Annotated in this window: 25 protein-coding genes, 2 tRNA genes and 1 pseudogene; 15 read left to right on the top strand and 13 right to left on the bottom strand. The window is 70.7% G+C overall.

Annotated elements, in window-relative coordinates:
• Window positions 1–10: 10 nt before the first annotated feature.
• The 5 genes from EIO00_RS25930 to EIO00_RS12225 all read left to right on the top strand — a co-directional run bounded on the left by EIO00_RS25930 (window position 11) and on the right by EIO00_RS12225 (window position 2,101).
• Window positions 11–91, top strand: a complete 81-nt coding sequence (locus EIO00_RS25930; RefSeq protein ID WP_422100044.1) for a putative leader peptide — start codon at window positions 11–13, stop codon at window positions 89–91.
• A gap of 46 nt (window positions 92–137) precedes the next feature.
• Window positions 138–584 carry a cysteine dioxygenase gene (locus tag EIO00_RS12240; protein ID WP_140178259.1) on the top strand — a complete coding sequence of 149 codons (447 nt, stop codon included), beginning with the start codon at window positions 138–140 and terminating at the stop codon, window positions 582–584.
• A complete protein-coding gene (locus EIO00_RS12235) occupies window positions 578–1,006 on the top strand; it encodes a rhodanese-like domain-containing protein (RefSeq protein WP_140178257.1) in 429 nt (142 codons plus the stop codon). The genes EIO00_RS12240 and EIO00_RS12235 overlap by 7 nt, the downstream gene beginning before the upstream one ends.
• An 85-nt stretch (window positions 1,007–1,091) precedes the next feature.
• Entirely contained in the window at window positions 1,092–1,595 is a 504-nt protein-coding gene (locus EIO00_RS12230) for an NADPH-dependent FMN reductase (RefSeq protein ID WP_140178256.1), read from the top strand.
• Window positions 1,592–2,101: a flavin reductase family protein gene (locus EIO00_RS12225; RefSeq protein ID WP_140178254.1), complete on the top strand. Its 510-nt coding sequence runs from the start codon at window positions 1,592–1,594 to the stop codon at window positions 2,099–2,101. The genes EIO00_RS12230 and EIO00_RS12225 overlap by 4 nt, the downstream gene beginning before the upstream one ends.
• Window positions 2,102–2,357: 256 nt before the next feature.
• On the opposite strand, the gene EIO00_RS12220 is transcribed toward EIO00_RS12225, so the two are convergent.
• Both EIO00_RS12220 and EIO00_RS12215 read right to left on the bottom strand, forming a co-directional pair.
• Window positions 2,358–2,660, bottom strand: a complete 303-nt coding sequence (locus EIO00_RS12220; protein WP_140178252.1) for a hypothetical protein — start codon at window positions 2,658–2,660, stop codon at window positions 2,358–2,360.
• Between the two features lie 3 nt (window positions 2,661–2,663).
• Window positions 2,664–3,191 carry an ATP-binding protein gene (locus tag EIO00_RS12215; RefSeq protein WP_161602709.1) on the bottom strand — a complete coding sequence of 176 codons (528 nt, stop codon included), beginning with the start codon at window positions 3,189–3,191 and terminating at the stop codon, window positions 2,664–2,666.
• A 247-nt stretch (window positions 3,192–3,438) separates the two neighbouring features.
• Here EIO00_RS12215 and EIO00_RS12210 point away from each other — a divergent pair, with 247 nt between their 5' ends.
• Entirely contained in the window at window positions 3,439–4,308 is an 870-nt protein-coding gene (locus tag EIO00_RS12210) for a helix-turn-helix domain-containing protein (protein ID WP_140178249.1), read from the top strand.
• Window positions 4,305–4,499 (top strand): DUF397 domain-containing protein, encoded by a 195-nt coding sequence (locus EIO00_RS12205; RefSeq protein ID WP_140178247.1) that lies wholly within the window; start codon window positions 4,305–4,307, stop codon window positions 4,497–4,499. The genes EIO00_RS12210 and EIO00_RS12205 overlap by 4 nt, the downstream gene beginning before the upstream one ends.
• A gap of 304 nt (window positions 4,500–4,803) precedes the next feature.
• On the opposite strand, the gene EIO00_RS12200 is transcribed toward EIO00_RS12205, so the two are convergent.
• The 5 genes from EIO00_RS12200 to EIO00_RS25925 are packed head-to-tail and all read right to left on the bottom strand — an operon-like array spanning window position 4,804 to window position 8,636.
• On the bottom strand, window positions 4,804–5,955 hold the full coding sequence (locus EIO00_RS12200; RefSeq protein ID WP_140178245.1) for an LLM class flavin-dependent oxidoreductase: 1,152 nt from the start codon (window positions 5,953–5,955) through the stop codon (window positions 4,804–4,806).
• A 14-nt stretch (window positions 5,956–5,969) separates the two neighbouring features.
• Window positions 5,970–6,944: an ABC transporter substrate-binding protein gene (locus EIO00_RS12195; protein ID WP_140178244.1), complete on the bottom strand. Its 975-nt coding sequence runs from the start codon at window positions 6,942–6,944 to the stop codon at window positions 5,970–5,972.
• Window positions 6,941–7,657 (bottom strand): ABC transporter ATP-binding protein, encoded by a 717-nt coding sequence (locus tag EIO00_RS12190; protein ID WP_140178242.1) that lies wholly within the window; start codon window positions 7,655–7,657, stop codon window positions 6,941–6,943. The genes EIO00_RS12195 and EIO00_RS12190 overlap by 4 nt, the downstream gene beginning before the upstream one ends.
• Window positions 7,633–8,454, bottom strand: a complete 822-nt coding sequence (locus EIO00_RS12185) for an ABC transporter permease (protein ID WP_140178240.1) — start codon at window positions 8,452–8,454, stop codon at window positions 7,633–7,635. Before EIO00_RS12185 ends, EIO00_RS12190 begins: the two co-directional genes overlap by 25 nt.
• A gap of 47 nt (window positions 8,455–8,501) precedes the next feature.
• Window positions 8,502–8,636 carry a putative leader peptide gene (locus tag EIO00_RS25925; protein ID WP_422100042.1) on the bottom strand — a complete coding sequence of 45 codons (135 nt, stop codon included), beginning with the start codon at window positions 8,634–8,636 and terminating at the stop codon, window positions 8,502–8,504.
• Between the two features lie 69 nt (window positions 8,637–8,705).
• On the opposite strand from EIO00_RS25925, the gene EIO00_RS12180 reads away from it, so the two are divergent.
• A complete protein-coding gene (locus EIO00_RS12180; RefSeq protein WP_140178238.1) occupies window positions 8,706–9,410 on the top strand; it encodes a dienelactone hydrolase family protein in 705 nt (234 codons plus the stop codon).
• 134 nt (window positions 9,411–9,544) lie between these two features.
• Here EIO00_RS12180 and EIO00_RS12175 read toward each other — a convergent pair whose 3' ends face one another.
• Window positions 9,545–9,775: an EF-hand domain-containing protein gene (locus EIO00_RS12175; protein WP_140178236.1), complete on the bottom strand. Its 231-nt coding sequence runs from the start codon at window positions 9,773–9,775 to the stop codon at window positions 9,545–9,547.
• Between the two features lie 708 nt (window positions 9,776–10,483).
• Here EIO00_RS12175 and EIO00_RS12170 point away from each other — a divergent pair.
• The 3 genes from EIO00_RS12170 to EIO00_RS12160 all read left to right on the top strand — a co-directional run bounded on the left by EIO00_RS12170 (window position 10,484) and on the right by EIO00_RS12160 (window position 12,127).
• Window positions 10,484–11,848: a sensor histidine kinase gene (locus EIO00_RS12170; protein WP_241661299.1), complete on the top strand. Its 1,365-nt coding sequence runs from the start codon at window positions 10,484–10,486 to the stop codon at window positions 11,846–11,848.
• A gap of 111 nt (window positions 11,849–11,959) precedes the next feature.
• Window positions 11,960–12,034 (top strand) — tRNA-Asp (locus EIO00_RS12165).
• Between the two features lie 19 nt (window positions 12,035–12,053).
• Window positions 12,054–12,127: transfer RNA gene (locus EIO00_RS12160), tRNA-Phe, on the top strand.
• A gap of 1,068 nt (window positions 12,128–13,195) precedes the next feature.
• On the opposite strand, the gene EIO00_RS12155 is transcribed toward EIO00_RS12160, so the two are convergent.
• A complete protein-coding gene (locus EIO00_RS12155; protein WP_140178234.1) occupies window positions 13,196–13,492 on the bottom strand; it encodes a hypothetical protein in 297 nt (98 codons plus the stop codon).
• A 118-nt stretch (window positions 13,493–13,610) separates the two neighbouring features.
• Window positions 13,611–14,066 (bottom strand): transposase, encoded by a 456-nt coding sequence (locus EIO00_RS12150; protein ID WP_140178232.1) that lies wholly within the window; start codon window positions 14,064–14,066, stop codon window positions 13,611–13,613.
• Between the two features lie 421 nt (window positions 14,067–14,487).
• Between EIO00_RS12150 and EIO00_RS12145 the strand changes: the two genes are divergently transcribed.
• Both EIO00_RS12145 and EIO00_RS12140 read left to right on the top strand, forming a co-directional pair.
• The gene (locus EIO00_RS12145) at window positions 14,488–14,682 is read left to right on the top strand and encodes a MoaD/ThiS family protein (protein ID WP_140178230.1); all 195 of its coding nucleotides are present in this window, start codon (window positions 14,488–14,490) and stop codon (window positions 14,680–14,682) included.
• A 7-nt stretch (window positions 14,683–14,689) separates the two neighbouring features.
• A complete protein-coding gene (locus tag EIO00_RS12140; RefSeq protein ID WP_140178228.1) occupies window positions 14,690–15,706 on the top strand; it encodes a TIGR00269 family protein in 1,017 nt (338 codons plus the stop codon).
• Between the two features lie 76 nt (window positions 15,707–15,782).
• On the opposite strand, the gene EIO00_RS12135 is transcribed toward EIO00_RS12140, so the two are convergent.
• Window positions 15,783–16,094, bottom strand: coding sequence for a hypothetical protein (locus tag EIO00_RS12135; protein WP_140178226.1), 312 nt, complete (start codon window positions 16,092–16,094; stop codon window positions 15,783–15,785).
• Window positions 16,095–16,593: 499 nt separating this feature from the next.
• Here EIO00_RS12135 and EIO00_RS25210 point away from each other — a divergent pair.
• Both EIO00_RS25210 and EIO00_RS12125 read left to right on the top strand, forming a co-directional pair.
• Window positions 16,594–16,794: pseudogene (locus EIO00_RS25210) on the top strand (YbaB/EbfC family nucleoid-associated protein); the annotation flags it as partial.
• A gap of 160 nt (window positions 16,795–16,954) precedes the next feature.
• Window positions 16,955–17,236: a DUF6572 domain-containing protein gene (locus EIO00_RS12125; protein ID WP_241661298.1), complete on the top strand. Its 282-nt coding sequence runs from the start codon at window positions 16,955–16,957 to the stop codon at window positions 17,234–17,236.
• Window positions 17,237–17,304: 68 nt separating this feature from the next.
• Here EIO00_RS12125 and EIO00_RS24525 read toward each other — a convergent pair whose 3' ends face one another.
• Entirely contained in the window at window positions 17,305–17,979 is a 675-nt protein-coding gene (locus EIO00_RS24525) for a hypothetical protein (RefSeq protein ID WP_175596201.1), read from the bottom strand.
• 614 nt (window positions 17,980–18,593) lie between these two features.
• Window positions 18,594–18,904 (bottom strand): hypothetical protein (locus tag EIO00_RS24195; RefSeq protein ID WP_161602708.1); only part of this gene is annotated, 311 nt, incomplete at its 5' end.

Here is an 18,904-nt window from a genome sequence, read left to right as displayed (position 1 = left end):
CGTCGAGACCATGCGTCCCGACGTCCTGCAGTGGCGGCGCCGGCATGTCGACCTGCGCCGCCAGGCCAGCGCGCTGTGTCCGGTCCCGTGAGGTGAAAGCGACCCTTCTTTCCGGACCGACACCGCGAGGACGAGGCATGACCGTCAGCACTTCCCTCCCGGCCGTGGCCGAGATCGCCCGGTCGCTCGCCGCCGACCCGGCGCGCTGGATCGACCGGGTCCGGCTCAGCGTCCCCGAACGCTGGTACGAGCGGCTGCACCACGACGCCCGGCACGAGGTCTGGCTGCTCAGCTGGATGCCGGGCCAGTCGACCGGGCTGCACGACCACGGCGGCTCACGCGGCGCGTTCGCCGTCGCGCTCGGCGCGCTGGAGGAGCAGGACCTGCACGGACGCCGAGTGCTCACGGCGGGCGGGCTGCGCGAGTTCGGACCCGACCACATCCACTCGGTCACCAACACCACCGCCGCCCCCGCCGTCAGCGTGCACGTCTACTCCCCGCCGCTGAGCTCGATGAACCGCTACGACCTCACCCCGGACGGCGAGCTGATCCGGCTGGCGACGGAACGGGCGGACCAATGGTGAACGCGCCCCGTTCGATCGACCGGATGCTGGCCGAGGCCCGCCGCCGCCTCGTCCGGCTGACCCCGGGCGAGGCGTACCGGGAGTTCGTCGAGGGCGAAGCGGTGCTGGTGGACATCCGCCCACAGGCGCAGCGGGCCGCCGAGGGCGAGATCCCCGGCTCCCTGATCGTCGAACGGAACGTCCTGGAGTGGCGGTTCGACCCGGCCAGCCCGTCCCGGCTCCCCGAGGCCACCGGCTACGGAGCGCGGGTCATCGTGATCTGCGCGGAGGGCTACACCTCCAGCCTGGCCGCGGCCTCCCTCCAGGACCTGGGCCTGAGCCGCGCCACCGACGTCATCGGCGGCTACCGGGCCTGGCGCGCCGTCGGCCTGCCCACCACCGGCGCGCCCTGGCCCGCCGAGCCCGACCCCACCTGCCTGTGACCGTTCCCGTTGCAAGGAGACCCCCCATGACCCGCTGCCCCACGCCGCTTCCCGGACGTCCGTCGCACGAGGCGAGGAGGCGCCGATGAGCGGCGTCGTCACCGTGGTGGGCAACCCCCGCCCCGCCTCCCGCACCCGCCATGTGGCCGTCGAGGCCGCCCGCACGCTGGCCGAGCGGATCGGCCGGGAGGGCCCCGACCAGGTCATCGACCTGTCCGGACTGGCCGCGCAGCTCTACTCCCCCGAACCCGCCGGCGAGCTGGACGCCGCGTTGAAGACCACCGCCGAGGCCGAGGTGCTGGTGGTGGCGAGCCCCACCTACAAGGGGACCTACACCGGGCTGCTCAAGTCGTTCCTGGACCTGCTGCCCGGCGGCGCGCTGCGCGGAACGGTGGCGCTGCCGATCCTGGTGATGGGCGACCCCAAGCACGCCCTCGCGGTGGAGGTGCATCTGCGGCCCCTGCTGGTGGAGCTGGGGGCCCACGTCCCGACCCCGGGCCTGGCCGTGGTGGAGTCGCAGTTGCCCGCCCTGCGCGAGGTCCTCGACGGCTGGCGGCCCCCGATCCCCCGGCCGGAGGCGTCGCCGTGACCAGGACCCTGACCCATCAGCCGGTCGACGCCCGCCGGTTCCGCCGCACCCTGGCCCTGCACGCCTCGGGGGTCGTGGTGGTCACCGCCCGCAACGCCGAGGGCACCCCGGTCGGCCTCACCGCCACCTCGTTCTCCTCGGTGAGCCTGGACCCGCCGCTGATCTCCTTCTACGTCGCCGCGTCCTCCACCACCTGGCCCGACCTGTCCCAGGCGGAGGTCTTCGCGGTCAACCTGCTGGCCGCCCACCAGCCCGACGTGGCGGCCCGCTTCGCCCAGAAGGGCATCGACCGGTTCGCCGCCCCCACCGCCTGGCGACCCGGACCCCTCGGGGTCCCCCTCCTGGAGGACGTCGTCGCCCATCTGCTGGCCGTCCCCTACACCACCGCCACGATCGGCGACCACCATCTGGTCGTCGGCCTGGTGGTGGGCACCCGGAACGGCCACGGCGGCGCCCCGCTGCTGTACCACCACGGCCGCTTCGGCCGCTTCATCCCGTACCCCTAGACCACCGCGGCGGGGGTGGACGCCGCGGTGCCGAAAAGCTTCGGCCCGGTCCCAGGGTGCGCGGGACCGGGCCGAAGCGCATGCGGGCGCGTCCCCTCCGGCGAACACACCGCGAACGGCCGACGACGTCGTGCCCGCCGGGGCGCCGATGAGACGGTCCGCGGACCTCGGGACGGTGATCGACGGCACGCCCCCGCCCGCCGGAACGTCCGTGGAGCGGACGAGACCACGGCGCCTCCTCCGCCGGACGGACGGTTCACGGGCCGTGCCGGAAGGTGCCGTTGGGACGGCGGGGCGGCGGCCGCCCGTCGGGAAGGGTGCGCAACACGGCCAGGGCGAGCCGCGCGTCCATGCGGATGAGGACGCAGGGACGACCGGCGCGGTCCACATAGGGAGAGACGCCCAGGGGCGCCGCCAGGCCGCGGCGCGCCATCCAGGTGCACAGCAGCCCGCGGACCTCGGTGGCCAGGGCGACCGCCTCGCGCTCCCGGGCGGTCAGGCGGATCGCATGTGGGGTTGCTCCTGCGCGTTCCGGCTCACCCGGTCCTTCGGCCGCCACCGCTCACCACCGGCCCGCTGCGGCCCTGCCCCAGGACGGGCCGGGAGCGGGGACGGCATGACCATACGGGCGCAGCCCCGAGAAGGGGAGGTCGGCGGCGGCGTGTGGACGAGGAGCACGGTCCAGCTCGCACCAGACCGCCTGACCGCCGCCCCGCGCGCGGACCATCCCCCACCGGCTCGCCAGCTCCTCGACCAGCCGCAGCCCTCGTCCGCCCGTGTCGGACAGCCCGCCGACCCGCAGATGAGGGGTGGTGACGCCCCGTCCGTCGTCGGCGAGGGCGATGCGCAACGCGCCGTTCCACGTCCGCGCCAGCTCCAGCCCGAACATCCGCGATCCGCTGTGCCGGACGGCGTTGCCCGCCAGCTCGCTGACCAGCAGCTCGGCGTCCCCCGAGTCGAACTCCGGACAAGCCGCCAACACCTGCCGCACCGTCCGCCGTGCACGGCGCACCTGTTCCTCCGCCGCCGGGAAGGTGGCGCACAGCAGCACCTGCACCGCCCATGACCCGTTCGGGACGGTCCCGATCATGTCCCTCGGCGCCGCCGTGCCGTCACCGGTTGAACGCACAGGCTCGTCCCCGTGACGCCCCCGGTGCTCATCCGGGACATCAGCCATAGCCCCTCCGTCTCTCCTCCAGCGAACATGCACCTTGGCAGCGTGCACTGTGTCACGATGACGCTCGGTATCATGTCGTGACTCACGGCAATGTGCAACAGGTCACGGTGAACTGGTGCATATATGTATCGGCCAAGCCATGCCGAGAAGGGCGGCAATCATGACGAACCAGCTCAGAGGCCAAGGGACCTCTCCCACGGTGCGGCGTCGCAGGCTGGCCGCCGCACTCCGTGAACTGCGCGCACGGTCAGGGCTGTCACGCGAAGCAGTGGCCGACCAGATGGAGTGGTCGGTCTCGAAGGTCTACCGCCTAGAGCACGGCCGAACGTCCGCATCCTGGCGCGACATCCGAGACCTGTGCGATCTGTACGGTGTTCCCAGCCCTGACAGAGACGCCCTGATCCAGCTCGCCCGCGACTCTCGTCAGCGCGGCTGGTGGACCGAGTACCAGGACGTTTTCACCGGCAGCTACGTCGGTCTGGAAAGCGAGGCCGCCAGGATCCGCACCTATGAGGCCGAGCTGATCCCCGGCCTGCTCCAAGAGAAGAGCTATGCCCGTGCCGTCATCCACGCCCTACGGCCGACGGCCACCGCCCAGGAGGTGGAGCGCCGGGTGACGGCACGCCTTGCGCGCCAGGCCATACTCGACCGCGAGCACCCGCCGGAGCTCCTTTGCATCCTGAACGAAGCGGTGCTCCGTCGCTGTGCGGCCTGCGGGCCCGGCATCGCTTCCGCACAGCTCCAGGCCCTGCTCACCGCAAGCGAACGCCCACATGTCACGGTTCGGGTCCTCCCGTTCGATGCGGGATTGCACGCCGCCATGGAGGGCTCCTTCGTGATCATGCAGTTCTCCGAGTCGTCCGACCCCGATGTCGCGTACACCGAAGGGCTGATGGGCGACGTCTACGTGGAGAGTGTCGAAGGGGTCGCCAGATATAGCCTGGCTTGGGATCACATTGCGGATATGGCGCTGCCGCCCGACGAGTCCGCGGACCTGATCCGTTCCGAGCTGAAGGAGCTGAGGCGATGAACAGGCCGGACCCTGCGTACGCGACCTGGCGCAAGAGCACCTACAGCGGTGGAGGCAACAACTGCGTCGAGGTCGCGGACCTCGGCGCCGTGGTGGCCGTCCGCGACAGCAAGAACCCCGACGGCCCCGCGCTCACCCTGCATCGCTCCCAGTGGACGGCGTTCGTCCGCGCCCTCAAAGACTCGCGGTGAAAAGACCGGGCCGAGGGTCGCCCTGCCGGGCCGTGGGGAATCGCCGCCCCGGCCGAGGAGAGACCGGCTTCCCCGGTCCGCCGCACCCGTCCCCGCTCACACGGACTCGCGCGACGGGCGTGGAGGCCGTGACGTCCCCCTCCCCGGCCCGGTCGCGCCGCCGCGGGCGGTCCGGAACGGCGGCGAGCGCCGCCCCGCTCGTCGGGGGCGGCGCTCGGTCATCGGGCCGGGCGGCCCTGAGGAGCCCGCAAGGAGGATCCGCCCGGCCCGCGTCCCATCGTCCGCGGGGCGCCTCGGCGGCCGGTCAGGCGGTGGCCTTCAGGGCCTTGAGCGAGCCCCGGCGGCGGAGCTCGGACAGCACGCCCTCACCGAACCAGTAGGCCTCCTCCAGATGGGGGTAGCCGGACATGATGAACTCGGTGATGCCCAGCTCGGCGTACTCCTCGATGCGGTCGGCGACCTCCGTGTGGCTGCCGACCAGGGCGGTGCCGGCGCCGCCGCGGACCAGGCCCACGCCCGCCCACAGGTTGGGGGAGACCTCGAGGGTGCGCGGGTCGCCGGTGCTGCGGAACTTCTCGTGGAGGGCGCGCATCCGCTTCTGGCCCACCGAGTCGCTGGCGGCCAGGTTCTTCTGGGCCTGGTCGATGACGGCCGGGTCCAACGCCGCCAGCATCCGGTCGGCCTCGCGCCAGGCCTCCTCGGAGGTGTCGCGGCTGAGGGTGTGCAGCCGGATGCCGAAGCGCAGGGTGCGGCCCTGCTCGGCGGCCAGCTTGCGCATCCACTCGATCTTCTCGGCGACCTGGGCGGGCGGCTCGCCCCAGGTGAGGTAGACGTCGACGTGCTTGGCGGCGACCGGCCCGGCGGGCTGGGAGGAGCCGCCGAAGTACAGCTCGGGGACGGGGTCGATGCCGCCCGCGACGGTGGCGCCCTCGACCCGGTAGTACTTGCCGGTGAAGTCGAACGGCTCGCCGCTCCAGGCGCCCTTCACGACGGTGAGGAACTCGTCGGTGCGGGCGTAGCGCTCGGCGTGCGAGAGGTGGTCGCCGAAGCGGGCCTGCTCGACCTTCTCCCCTCCGGTGACGACGTTCAGCAGCAGCCGGCCGCCGGAGATCCGCTGGTAGGTGGCGGCCATCTGGGCGGCTAGGGTGGGCGAGAGCAGTCCGGGCCGGAACGCCACCAAAAAGCGCAGCCGCTTGGTCTCGCGGATCAGCGCGGCGGTGGTCAGCCAGGCGTCCTCGCACCAGGTGCCGGTCGGGGTGAGCACGGCGTCGAAGCCGAGCTGCTCGGCCGACCGGGCGATCTGCGCCAGGTAGTCGATGTCGGGGGCCCGGAACCGGTCGGCGGTGCCCTCCCGGCCGGAGGGGACCGCCAGGCCCCGGGGGATGTTGTGTCCGCCGCCGACCAGGGAGCGCCCGTCCCCGGGGGTCGGCAGGAACCAGTGGAACGTCAGCGTCATGTCGCAGGGCCCCTTCAGGAGTTCGAAACCGTGTCGTTGAAGCGCCGGTCGAAGTAGTCGGCGAAGTCGAACCGGCCCGGGATCAGCCGGATCTCGGCGAACGCGTCGGCCACCCGCTGCTCCTCGGCGATCACCTCGTCGTCGATCCGGATGATCGTGACGAAGCGGCGCTTGTGGGCCTGCTCGGCCACCCCGAGGGGCAGGCCGGTGTCGGCGGCCCACTGCCGGGCCCACTCCTTGTGGTGGGAGTTGGCCCACAGCAGCGCCTTGCGGTAGCGGTCGATCAGGTCGCGCAGGGCCTCGACCTTGGCCCGGTTCTCCAACGCCGACCGGGAGGTGATCTGGAAGCCGTAGCCGTTCACATAGCCGTTGCCGTCGACCAGGATCCGGGCCCCGGCCTGCTGCTCGGCCTGGGCGGTGTAGGGCTCCCAGATGGCCCAGGCGTCGACCCGGCCGCTGGACAGGGCGGCGAGGGCGTCGGCGGGCTGCAGGTACTGGGGTTGGATGTCGCTGTAGTCGATTCCGTGCTTCTTCAGCACGGCCAGCAGGTGATAGTGCGCGGAGCTGCCCTTGGCCACAGCGATCCGCTTGCCGCGCAGCTCCTCGGGCTTGCTGATCGGCGAGTCCTTGGGCACCACGATGGCCTGGCCCTCCAGGCGCGACTCGCTGGCCCCGACGATCACGATCTCGGAGCGGGCGGCGGCGGAGAAGACCGGCGGGGTGTTGCCCACCACGCCGAAGTCCACGGCCCCGGCGTTGACCGCCTCCAGGATCGGCGGCCCGGAGGTGAACAGCGACCAGCTGATCTTGTAGGGGGTGCCGTCGAGCTGCCCGGCCGCCTTCAGCAGCGACTGCACGCTCGACCCCTTCTGGTCGCCGATCCGCAGCGTCACCTGGGAGATGTCGGCCGGGCCGGAGTCCTCGGCCCCGCACGCCGCGCTCGCCATCAACGTCATCGCCGCCAGCAGGGCGGCCGCCAGGCGCCTCATGGGGCCACCCCCAACCGCTCCAGCAGCACCGAGCGCAGCCGGATCAGCTCGGCGTGGTCGCGCTGCCGGGGCCGGTCCAGCTCGACGGCGGTCTGGTGGGCGATCCGTCCGCTCTCCAGCACCAGGACCCGGTCGGCCAGCAGCAGCGCCTCGTCCACGTCGTGGGTGACCAGCAGGACCCCGGGACGGTGCCGTTCCCACAGGTCCAGCACCAGCCGGTGGACGTTGATGCGGGTGAGCGCGTCCAGGGCGCTGAACGGCTCGTCGAGCAGCAGCAGGGACGGCCGACGGACCAGGGCGCGGGCCAGCGAGACCCGCTGGGCCTCTCCGCCGGAGAGGGTGAGCGGCCAGGCGTCGCGGTGCCCCAGCAGCCCGACCTCTTCGAGCGCGGCGGCGGCCGCGGCCTCGGGGTCGGGGACGTCCAGGCCGAGCGTCACGTTCGCGCCGACCCGCTTCCACGGCACCAGCCGGGGCTCTTGGAAGGCGACCGCCACGGTGCCGGGGACCTCCAGCTCGCCGCCGGAGATCGGCTCCAGCCCGGCCAGCGCGCGCAGCAGCGTGGACTTGCCGGAGCCGCTGCGGCCCAGCAGCGCCACGAACTCGCCGGCGCCGATCTCCAGATCCAGGCCGTCCAGCACGGTCCGGTCGCCGAACCGCTTGACCAGTCCGCGCACCCGCGCCGCCGCCGTCAGCTCAGGAAGTTGCGTCGCCATGCCAGCGCCCTCCTCTCCAGCAGCCGGACGATCGCATCGGTGAGCAGGCCCAGCAGCGCGTACGTCACCAGGCCGACCACCACCACGTCGGTGCGCAGGAACTCCCGGGCGTCGTTGATCATGAAGCCGAGCCCGGCGTCGGCGTTGATCTGCTCGGCCACGATGAGCGCCAGCCAGGCGACGCCGAGGCTCTGCCGCAGCCCGACCAGGGTCTGCGGCAGCGCGCCGGGCAGCACGATGTGCCGGATCAGGGCGGGCCGTGACAGCCGCAGCACCTGGCCCAGCTCGGCCAGCTTGGCGTCCACGCCGCGGATCCCGGCGTAGGTGTTGAGATAGAGCGGGAACGCCACACCGAACGCCACCAGGGCGATCTTGGGCGTCTCGCCGATCCCGAACCACAGGATGAACAGCGGGATCAGGCCGAACAGCGGCAACGCCCGCAGCATCTGCATGGGCGGGTCCACCGCGTACTCGCCGAGCCGGCTGAGTCCGGCGACCAGCGCGAAGCCGATCCCGACGAGGGCGCCGAGCGTGAACCCGAATGCGGCCCGGCGCAACGAGACGCCCAACGCCTCGGTCAGCACGCCGTCCCGGAAGAGGTCGTAGGCGGTGGCGGCGATGGTGGAAGGAGCGGCCAGCAGGCGTTCAGGGAGCACTCCGGTGCTCCCGGCGAGCTGCCAGATCAGCAGCAGGGCCAGGGGGCTGGCGACGCGCAGCAGGGCGTCCCGAGGCGGCCGGAGCGCGATCCGACCGCGACGGCCCACCGGGCGCGCCAGTTCGATCGAGGATGCGGACAACAGGTTGGTCCTTCCGTTGAGGCCGTTCGACAGTGACTGCGAGGGCGTCAGCGGGGACACAGCGCGCTGGCCTGCCGTCGCAGATCGACGTGCAGGCGCGCGACCAGACGGCGGGGCTCGGTACTGCGCACTCCGGCAGGATGCCCCACTTTTCCTACCAAATCAATAGTTATTGTGGCCATCTTGCATGTGACGTGTCCCCCAGGCGGGGTGCATCATGGGGCACGCATCACCGATCCCCAGGAGGCGCCATGCCGTCCCGGACCGAGAAGGTCGCCGTCGCCGACGGCTCGTTCGCCATGCCCCTCTGGCTGCCCGCCGACGGTCGCGGGCCGGGGATCGTGCTGATCCACGAGATCTACGGGGTCGGCCCCTACATCACGGCCGTGGCCGAGGACCTGGCCGCACTGGGGTACGTCGTGGGGGCGCCGGATCTGTTCTGGCGACTCCACCCGGGATGGGTCGGCGAGCACACCGAGCAGGGCACCCGGGAGTCGATCGAGCTCGCCTCACGCTTCGACGGGCACGCCGGGCTGGCCGACCTCCAGGCGGCGCTGGAGCATCTCGCCGGGCTGCCGGAGGTCGTCGGGGGCGTCGGGGCGGTGGGCTTCTGCTTCGGCGGCTCGATGGCCTACCTGCTGGCGGCCGAGCGGGACGACCTGGCCGCCTGCGTGTCGTTCTACGGCTCCCAGGTGCCGGACGCGCTGGAGCTGGCGCCGCGGATCACGTGCCCGATCCAGTTCCACTTCGGCGGCCGCGACCCCTACATCCCGCGCGAGCGGGTCGCCGCGGTGGAGCGGGCGGTCGCCGACATGCCGAACGCGCAGATCCACGTGCAGGAAGAGGCCGGGCACGCCTTCCACAACCGGAAGTCCGCGATGTTCCACCAGCCCGAACCCGCGGCCCGGGCGTGGCGCCTGACCGAGGAATTCCTGGCCCGGCACCTGCCTGCCTGACCTGTTCGACGTCCTTCGATGTCCGCGTGAGGGATTTTCGGGCGGCCGCGAGCGCACGACGGCGGGCGGCCGCGGCGAAACAAGGCTCCTGTGGACCCGTTTCCGGGCCCGGGGCCCTTCCCCGGGCCGTCGGGTCAGCTCAGGTCGTACTTGGCCAGCAAGGCCTGCAGCTCCGGCATGGAGATCAGCCCGTCCCGGTCACTGTCGGCGATCTCGAACCGGTCCTGAGTCTCATGCCGCGACCACGACAGCCCCATCTCCTCCAGGATCACCGTGAACCCGACCAGGTCCAGCTTTCCGTCGCCGTCCACGTCGATTCGCCGGAACGCGGTGTGCAGGCCGTCATCGATCGATTCAGCGGTCATACCACTCCTTATCACGGTCGATGAATTCTTCACGGCATCGCCATGGAATCTTCTCCGGCGCCGGTGACGGTGGGCCGGAACGCCTCACCTGGCCTCCGACACATCCGCCGGAAGATTCAGATGCCCGGCATCATGACATATGTACGACGTATCTCCATGGCGAAACGTTCCTACGGGCGAGATAAATCCCGGTAAGCGGCAATCGTCGCCATGTGATCCGGAGGGCCGGACACGACCGAAACACGACGGGGCGACGAAGCTCCGGCGGCGCGCGGCCCGCACGCCCGGTCGCCGCTCGAACCCCGCCGCATCGCCCCGGCGGAGCGCCCGGGCGACGGCCGATGCGGACGACGGCCGTCGGCGGACGCGCTCGGCGTCGCACGGCCGCAGGCGTCGCGGCCGCACCGACGACGGAGCGGCGGGGCGAAAAAATCCCATACCGCAGGATACCGAGCGACCGTCGACCCCGACGATCGGAACGCCGCCCGCCACCGGCGCCCGGCCCGGAAGCGGCGCGCATCGAGGGCCCCGCCGGCCACCCCCCGCCCGCTCGCCGCGCACAGCGTCCCCCAACCCGGACATGACCTGGCATGACGGACATGAGGGCCGAGCCAGGTCGTTTTTTGCCATCGCATTGATTTCCGGTGCGTTCCAGCCGGTCACAGCCCCGGTAGGGGTGAATTCCGGGCCACCGGCTGGAGGTGGGGCTTGTTCAAGAGGAAGGCGTGGCCGCTGCGCGCCAGGATGACGCTGCTGACCTGCAGCGCCATGGGGATCACCTGCCTGGTCGCCGGCATCCTGGTGCTCGTGGGCACCCGCGACGAGGCGATCTCCTACAAACGCCACCACGCCGAGGAAGCCGCCCACAGCGTGCTCCACCGGCTCCAACGCGGCCGCCTTCCGAGCTCGCTGCCGTCCACGGGCGGCGTCCTGATCCAGGTCGTCGACGCCCGCGGCCGGGTCGTCGCCTCCGTCCCGGAGCTGGCCGGCCGACCGCCGATCGCCGCGTTCCGTCCCGCGGAGGACACCTCCATAGAGGCCCGCACCCTGTGCCCGCCGCGCGGGATGGACCGGTGCATGGACGTGCTCGCGCTCCGCGCCTACGGCCAGCCCGGCGGAGAGTGGACGATCTACGCCGCCGACGAGCCCATCCCCTGGTACACCAGCGGAGTCCTCGTCGCGTTCCTCATCGCCGCGACCCTCGCCCTGCTGCTGCTCACCGCCCTCGGCACCATCCGCACCGTCAACCGGACCCTCGCCCCGGTGGAGGCCATCCGCGCCGAACTCGCCGAGATCTCCGCCTCCGACACCGGCCGCCGCGTCCCCGTCCCCAAGACCCGGGACGAGATCAGGCTGCTGGCCGAAACCGTCAACGGCACCCTGGCCCGTCTGGACGCCGCCATGATCCAGATGCGCCGCTTCACCTCCGACGCCTCCCACGACCTGCGCACCCCCATCGCCGCGGCCCGCGCCCTGGTCGAGGAGGCGCTGCTGTATCCGGAGGAGACCGACTGGCCCGTGACGGCCATCGAGATCCTGCACAGCCTCGACCGGCTCCAGGCCATCGTCACCGACCTCCTCGAGCTCGCCGCCCTGGACGCCGGCGCCAAGCAGCCCGTCGAGACCGTCGACCTGGCCGCCCTGGTCACCAACGAACTCGATCGCCATCCCCGCCGGATCCCCGTCGCCACCTCCCTGGCCTCCGGCGTCACCGTGCGCGGCGAGCCGCTGCGGCTCTCCCGCCTGCTGGGTAACCTCCTCGACAACGCCGAACGCCACGCCGCCTCGGAGATCCACGTCACGGTCCGCGCCGAGGACGGCACCGCCGTCATGGAGGTCCTCGACGACGGCAGCGGCATCCCTCCCGAGCACCGCGAACTGGTCTTCCAGCGCTTCACCCGCCTGGACACCGCCCGCAACCGCGACGCCGGCGGCACCGGGCTGGGCCTCCCCATCGCCCGTCAGACCGCGGAGGCCCACGGCGGCTCCCTCGTCGTGGAGGACAGCCCCAAGGGCGCCCGCCTGGTCCTCCGCCTCCCCCTCCACACGCCGTCCGACGAGCAGGACTCCTAGGCCCGCGACACCCCCGCAGATCCCACGGATATCAAGTTGGCGCATGTACCGGGCATCGCGTATGCTCTCCAGCGTTGCCGATACGGCCCCGGTCAAAGCGGTGACAGCCAAGGTCCTGTGGAGCAGTTAGGAGTGCTCGCCACCCTGTCAAGGTGGAGGTCGCGGGTTCAAATCCCGTCAGGACCGCAAAGGCGTCTTGCGCCTAGGGCAGGTAGCTCAGTTGGTACGAGCGTCCGCCTGAAAAGCGGAAGGTCGGCGGTTCGACCCCGCCCCTGCCCACCTTCACTCCTTGGTTTCATCCAACGCCCGATCCGCACGAAAGCGGTCGGGCGTTCGTCGTCATCGCGCCGTCGTGCCGACCGGCCCCACCCGGCCCCGCTCGGGCCGCCTCCGGGCATGCGGTCGGCGCGCTCTGTTGAAAACGCACGGCCTCGGCGCCGCGACCGATCCGTTCGGCGACATCACGGCCGATGCGCCCGACCGGACGGCACGGCCGCCCTGCGGCCCCGCTCCCCTGACGCCGCTTCGACGGCACCGAACCCCATGACATCGGCCCCCGTGAAAAGGGGCGTCTTCGCCGTACGCTTGGACTCCCCGCCGGCGAGACCGCCTCGGAGGATGGGGGGTCATCGGGAAGACCGACGGTGAGCTGCTCCAGGAGAGCATCGATCCTCTCCTGGAGAGGGCGTGCCCGCAGCGGGAGGCCCGGTCCCCGACGACGCCGACGAGAGCTCCGGCGCCACACGCTCCTTGAGACCAGCCGGTTGCGGTCGGGGCGGGCCTTGAGCGAGCGGCCCGCGCCGGCGGCCGAGTGCGCGGAGGAGATCTGCACCGCGCTCCTGCTCGAGCGGCATGCGACGGATCGGTTGATCAATCCGCTGATCCGCGTCCTCGGCCGGCGGCCGGTGCCGGAGCGGCCGATCACCGCGGCGGGGGCCGCCGAGCCGCCCTGCCGGCGACGCGCCGACGCCGCCTCGACGGCCCACTGGGTGCGCCAGCCGGTTCCCGCCGCAAGAACGCGCCCTGAGACGCGCCGCCCATGACGCGGGCGCGCGTTCTCCGGAAGAGTTCCGGGAACACCGCGGTTTTGGCCACGCGACCTGACGGCGGCGGACCTCCATCCAGAGCCACCGGGCAGAGGCCGGCGTCCGGTCCTCGACGAGAGAATCCCGACGAACGTCGCTCGGAGCCTCCATGATCCTGGAACGCGCCCGGAAGCGCCCCGGCCCATCCGGAGATCCGCCTCCACCGGTCAGGCACCGGAGGAGACGTCGACGATCATGTTCTCCGCTGCCGTGGCCCTCGCACGCTCCTCGGACGAGGGCCCGACGCGATGCCCGCCGGCGCCTACGAGCGCTCCGAACCTCGGGAGCCCTCCAGGAACTCCTCGAGCAGGTCGAGCAGGTCGTCGACCAGGCTGATCTGCAGATCGAGGGGCACCTCGTTGATCGACAAATTCTCCTCGGAAATGCGCGGATGTTTCGCTGAGGCGAGGATGTACGACCAGTGCAACGGCGAGTGGCCACCGTGAATGCGCTCAGAAACCCATTCCTGAAACCCCTTCAGAGTCACACCGTCGCGAGCAGTGTCGAAACCTTCAATGAAGGCGACCGCCGTGAAATACCTGTCATCGGGAAGAAACATCCTCCGATGATGTCTCAGATGAAAGCACAGTTCCCTCAGATCCACCGTTTCACCTCAAATCCGGACAAGATAGGGTCGACCGCTTCAAGCTCTGATCAAGAGCGGTCCGGAAGGCGATTCACGCCCCGGAGTCCGGGGCGGGGTTCTCGCGCAGGTGTTCGTCGATCCAGGCGTCGAGCCGCTCCTCGGTGATGCCGTGCCGGTAGGCCACGAGCGATCGCGGGGCGCCGTCCTGGAGGACCTCGCGCACCGCCTGCGGCTTCTGCCTGTCGATCCAGTCGCGGAGGATCCGCTCCACGCGTTCCCGGAACCGCGGGAAACGCTCGGCGGCCGCGCGCAGCTCACTCTCCCGCTCCTCCAGCGTCCGGAAGTGGATCCCGCCGTTGACGGCGAGGGCGGCCGACACCTCCTCGGCCGTCCCCTGCCGCAGCCACTTCTCGCAGACGTCGAGCAGCTCCGACCCGTTGTCCGGGGTCCTCCAGATGAGCAGGTCGCACACCTCGGCGAGGTCCTCTTCGTCCAGGCGCTCGCGCAGGCCCCGCAGGATCGTCTCGAACGGCACCTGGTAGGTCATGACGGGCTCGCCTTCCGATGAGGACGGGTCCTGCGGCCCTCCGCGCCGGACGCAACCGATCAACCGGTGCGTCTCCGCTCGCCGAGGGCGCGCTCCGGTCATGCGGGCATCGTAGGCCCCTCTCGTTTCTCCGCCGAAGGGATTTTCCCGGCGGGCGAGGCGTGCGTCCCGGCCGGCACGGTGCCCTGCGAGGCCGCCCGCGGCGCCGTCCCCGTCGCCCGGGGGACGAAAGGCGTGTACCCTGCGGCCGTTCGGTCGCCGAGCCCGTCGGCGTCCCCCGCCCGTGCAGGCCGGTCGCGCGCCGGATGCGCGCCGGCGGCGGGGAGCCGTCGAGGGCCGTCGCGGGTCGGGCGGGCTTCCTAGACTGGAAGGAGTCGGTTCAGGATCCCCCCGTCCGCGCATGAACGTCTGAGATGACGAGATGAAGATCCAGCTCCACAACCCCAAGCGTGAAGTCGAGATCGCCGGTCCGCTGCGGGCGAACGATCTGTGCAAGCAGTTGGGGCTCAACCGTGAGTCCGTCCTCCTCATCCGTGGCGACGAGCTGGTCACGGGCGACGCCCTTCTGGAGGAGGGCGACACCGTGGAGGTCAGGCCGGTGATCTCGGGAGGCTAAGGCTTACGTGAAGTGCCATCGTTGCGAGGAACAGGCCGCCGTCGAGGTGCGGCACGTCAACGCCGCGTACTGTCCCACCTGCTTCGTGCAGCGCTGCCGGGAGCAGGTGAGCCACGCGATCAGCAAGCACCGGATGATCCGCTCGGGTGAGCGGGTGCTCGTCGCGGTCTCCGGGGGCAAGGACTCCCTGGCCGTGTGGGATCTGCTTCTGGACCTGGGATACCAGGCGGACGGCGTGTACCTGGGCCTGGGCATCGGTGGCTACAGCGACCGCTCCGGCGCGTGCGCGCGGGCGTTCGCCGAACGGCGGGGGGCCCGGCTGATCGAGGTCGACCTGGCCGAGGAGGCCGGCTTCACGATCCCCCAGGCCGCCTCGACCCGCCGCACCCCGTGCTCGGCCTGCGGTCTGTCCAAACGGCACCTGCTCAACAAGGTCACGCTCGACCACGGCTACGACGTGCTCGTCACCGGGCACAACCTCGACGACGAGGCCGCCGTGCTGTTCGGGAACACGATGCAGTGGAACCTGCCGTATCTGGCCCGGCAGCGTCCGGCCCTGCCCGAGTCCCAGGGGTTCGCCCGCCGGGTCAAGCCGCTGATCAGGCTGACCGAGCGCGAGACGGCGGCCTACTGCGTCATCCGGCGCATCGACTACATCGTCGAGGAGTGCCCGATGGCCACCGGCAACCGCCACCTGATGTACAAGGAGCTGCTCAACTCGCTGGAGGAGCGGGCGCCCGGGTCGAAGGCGGCCTTCCTCAACGGTTTCTCCGACCGGCTCATGCCGCTGCTGGACGACCTGGCCGAGCGGGAACGCGACGCGGTCGGCACCTGTGCGCGGTGCGGCTCGCCGACGACCGCGGAGGTGTGCGCGTTCTGCCGGCTGCGCGACCAGGCCACGCGGCCGCCGCGGCGGCGCCGCAAGATCCGGCGCGGCAACCGGCCGGCGCGCCGGGACGAGGAGAAGCCGCAGAAGGCGCAGACGGAGAAGACCGGCGCCCCCGAGCCGAGCGTCGGCTCCTGAAGGCGCCGGTCACGAACGCGAGCGGCGGGGGACACCGACGATCGGTGTCCCCCGCCGCTCGGCATTGGGACGGGTCTCACACGCCGACGGCGTGGTTGATGAGCTCGTAGTTGCGCGGGCAGGCCAGCCTGCTGTTGGTCCCGTGGAAGCGCCGGGTGACCTCAATCTCGACCCTCCTGTCACGGTCCCGGCACCGGATCCAGTGCTGGTAGGTGCGGGAGTCGTGGCAGCGGGCGATCGACACGTCGTAGGAGGACCGGTAGAGGCTGCAGCGGACCCCTCCGTCTCGGGCGGGAACAGGGGCGGTGGTGGCCTCGGCCGCGGGGACCATGACGAGTCCGGCCAGCAGCGCCGGAGCGGCCAGCAGTGGGGCGATGCGGTGTCGCATGACAACTCCAATCACTGAACGTGAATCGTTCAACACGATGAGTTACCACACGAGGGGCGGACCGACACCTCGGATCGGGTTCGAATTGGTTAAACCCGCCAGCAAAGTCGGCCAGCCGGCCGCGAACTCGGCCGAGCGGCCTGAGTCACCGCACCGCCGCGCCGCAGAACCGGACGCCGGCTCGGACGCAGGGCCAGCGGCGCCACGGCCGCGGAGGAAATTTCAGCGGACGCTCCACCATATAAGTTGAGAAACCATCGAATACGGTGGATAGAAGCAAAGAAGAGCGCAGCAGTCCATCTGCGCACACGTTCTGAATGTTCCACCTCCGCGGGGAGGCTCTTCGCGGCTACGCCAGAGACCCGCGCCCCCAACAGCCCGATAGCAGCCGGCCCTCTCAACAGGCGACGGGATTTTGCACTGTTATGCTCTTTTCGGCGTGACTTCGTCCGCGAAAGGGGCATTCGTGGCGGGTCTTCCCGTGAACGAGCTGGAACGGATGCTGAGCGACGCGCACAAGACCTTGGAGTCGATGCGGCAGGGCAAGAAGACGTCTGCCGACCGGGAGACCGCCGAACAGATCGAAGGCATCGGTGAAGCCGCCGATGGGCGCATCACGGTGACGGCGATCACCGGTGGTCGCATCACCGGCGTCCACATCGACCCTCGAGCGATGCGGATGGGGTCCGAGGCCCTCGGAGAAGAACTCGCGATCGCGGTCAACGCGGCTCTCGACGACCTCCGCGCCAAGGCCGCCGGCGCCGCAGCCGACCAGGTCGTCGACGTCACCGCGCTGAGCAAGCAGGTCGAACATCGACCGCATAACACTGAGCACCGACGAGTCGCCATGCAACCTGCCGATGGTCGAGGACCACCCGTTCACCGGATCGTCCGCGCAGAACGACCAGATCATGGAGAAGATCAACACCTATCTGGCGTTCCTGCAGACCGGGCAGATGACCCAGCAGTTCCCGGAAATGGCGGGAAAGCGCGTGACAGTCCGCCTGGTGTGCCACGAGGAGCCGAGCGGAGAGGCTCTGCTCGGACTTCTCAAGGAGGCCAGAAAACTGTTCGCCAAACATGGCGCCATTTTCTCTGTCGAGGTGATTCCGCGGGAGATGGTGCAGGGAGGCCGACCGTAACCGGAGGCGATGGCACCCCCCGGCGCGACTTCTTCACCGTTCTCACCCCAGGTCATAGACCCAGGGGATCACATCTCGTCGAGCCGCTTGCACAGTTCCCGGTAGAACCTTTGTTGCCGTTCGTCGATGATCTGTACTCCAGAGGGCATGTGCTCTTCACGGAGCACATTCAACGCCGCACGGGCCTCCTCCTTCTCACCGCGCAGATAACTCACCATCGCCAGCTTCTCCAGTCGTCCGCTCTCCTGTCCGGCCGACGCACACGGAATGCGAAGGGTCGCCGCGAGGGCGTCCATGTTCGCCTGGCTCCGCATCCAGGGGAGCCCTTCCTCCTCCACCATCCGCACGAACGCCGCCACCGCCTCATCGACCTCACGCAGATTCGACGGCCGCATCGACCTCAATACACGGTTCGTCTCGTCGGACGGTATGCCGTGCAGTCCGCCCCCCAGAACGACGATGTCGGGGTCCTTCGGACCGTATCCGAACAGCTCGCGCGCCAACCGCTGCGTCGGAAGATGGTTGAGGACCACGGACACCGAATCCGTGAACACCGTGAGCGCCCCGGCGGGCGCCGCACGCTTGTGCATGCCCACCCTTCCGACCCAATCCTCACCCAACCGGATCTCATAGAGATCACGCCGGGCGTGCTTGAATCCCAGCGGCTTCAATGCCGCCTTCTCCCGCCGCAGCCACTCCTTCCTGAGCAGGGCGCTGCTGGTCGGCTCGTCCTGACTGCTCAACGTGCGCACTCCTCAGACCGTTCGCACCGCTTCGATCGGCAGCGTCCCGAACGGAGCACGGCTCCCTCGGTTCCCCTCAGACGGTGCTCAAGGCGATCAGACGACATCGGCAGAGCAGCACCGGCGAACGATGCGCCGTGCCGCCGCCCGTCCTCATGCTCCGCACCCGGTGAGGAGCACGACGAACCGCCACCGTGCACTCGAGCGGACTCCGCCGGAGAGATCCATGCGAGCGAGGAGTCACATTCCGTCGAGCCGCTTGCGCAACGCCCGGAAGAACCCCTGCCGTCGCTCGTCGACGCTCGGGATCCGTAGGGCATGTGCTCCTCACGAAGCGCGTTCAACGCCGCGAGGGCGTCCATGTTCGCCTGACTCCGCCCCCAGGACAGCCCTTCCTCCTCCACCGTCCGCACGAACGCCGCCACCGCCTCATCGACCTCACGCAGATTCGACGGCCGCATCGACGTCAACGCCCGGCGGGTCTCCTCGGAGGGCCCCGTGTCGCCCGGCCCCCCCAGAACGACGATGTCGGGATCCCTCGGGCCGTGTCCGAACGGCTCGCGCGCTGACCGCTGCGTCGGAAGGTGGTCGAGGTGGCGGCGAGCCCGCCGGGATCACGACGGCGGCAGCGGCTGGGTGCGGCCGACCAGCCAGTTCCGCCGTTTGATCTCCTCCCGGAACCACTGGGTGACCTCCTCCTGGTAGCGCATGTAGGAGGAGTGGACGTGGCGGAACCCCGGATACGGCTCCCTGGTGGGGTCCAGCGGCGCCGGCGGGCGGTAGCGGGCGAAGAGGGACTTGTGCAGCCTCTTCTCCAGCCTTCCCGCGACCATCTGGGCGATGAGCAGGGCCCTGAGCCACTGCGGGGCCCGCGGGTCGATCTGCATCGTCGAGAACTCGCGTTCCCCGCTCCAGGCCCATACGG

Origin of the sequence: Thermomonospora catenispora (assembly GCF_006363815.1) — a bacterium.
In the GTDB taxonomy this organism is placed as follows: Bacteria; Actinomycetota; Actinomycetes; order Streptosporangiales; family Streptosporangiaceae; genus Thermomonospora; species Thermomonospora catenispora.
This window is presented reverse-complemented; position numbering and strand designations above follow the sequence as displayed.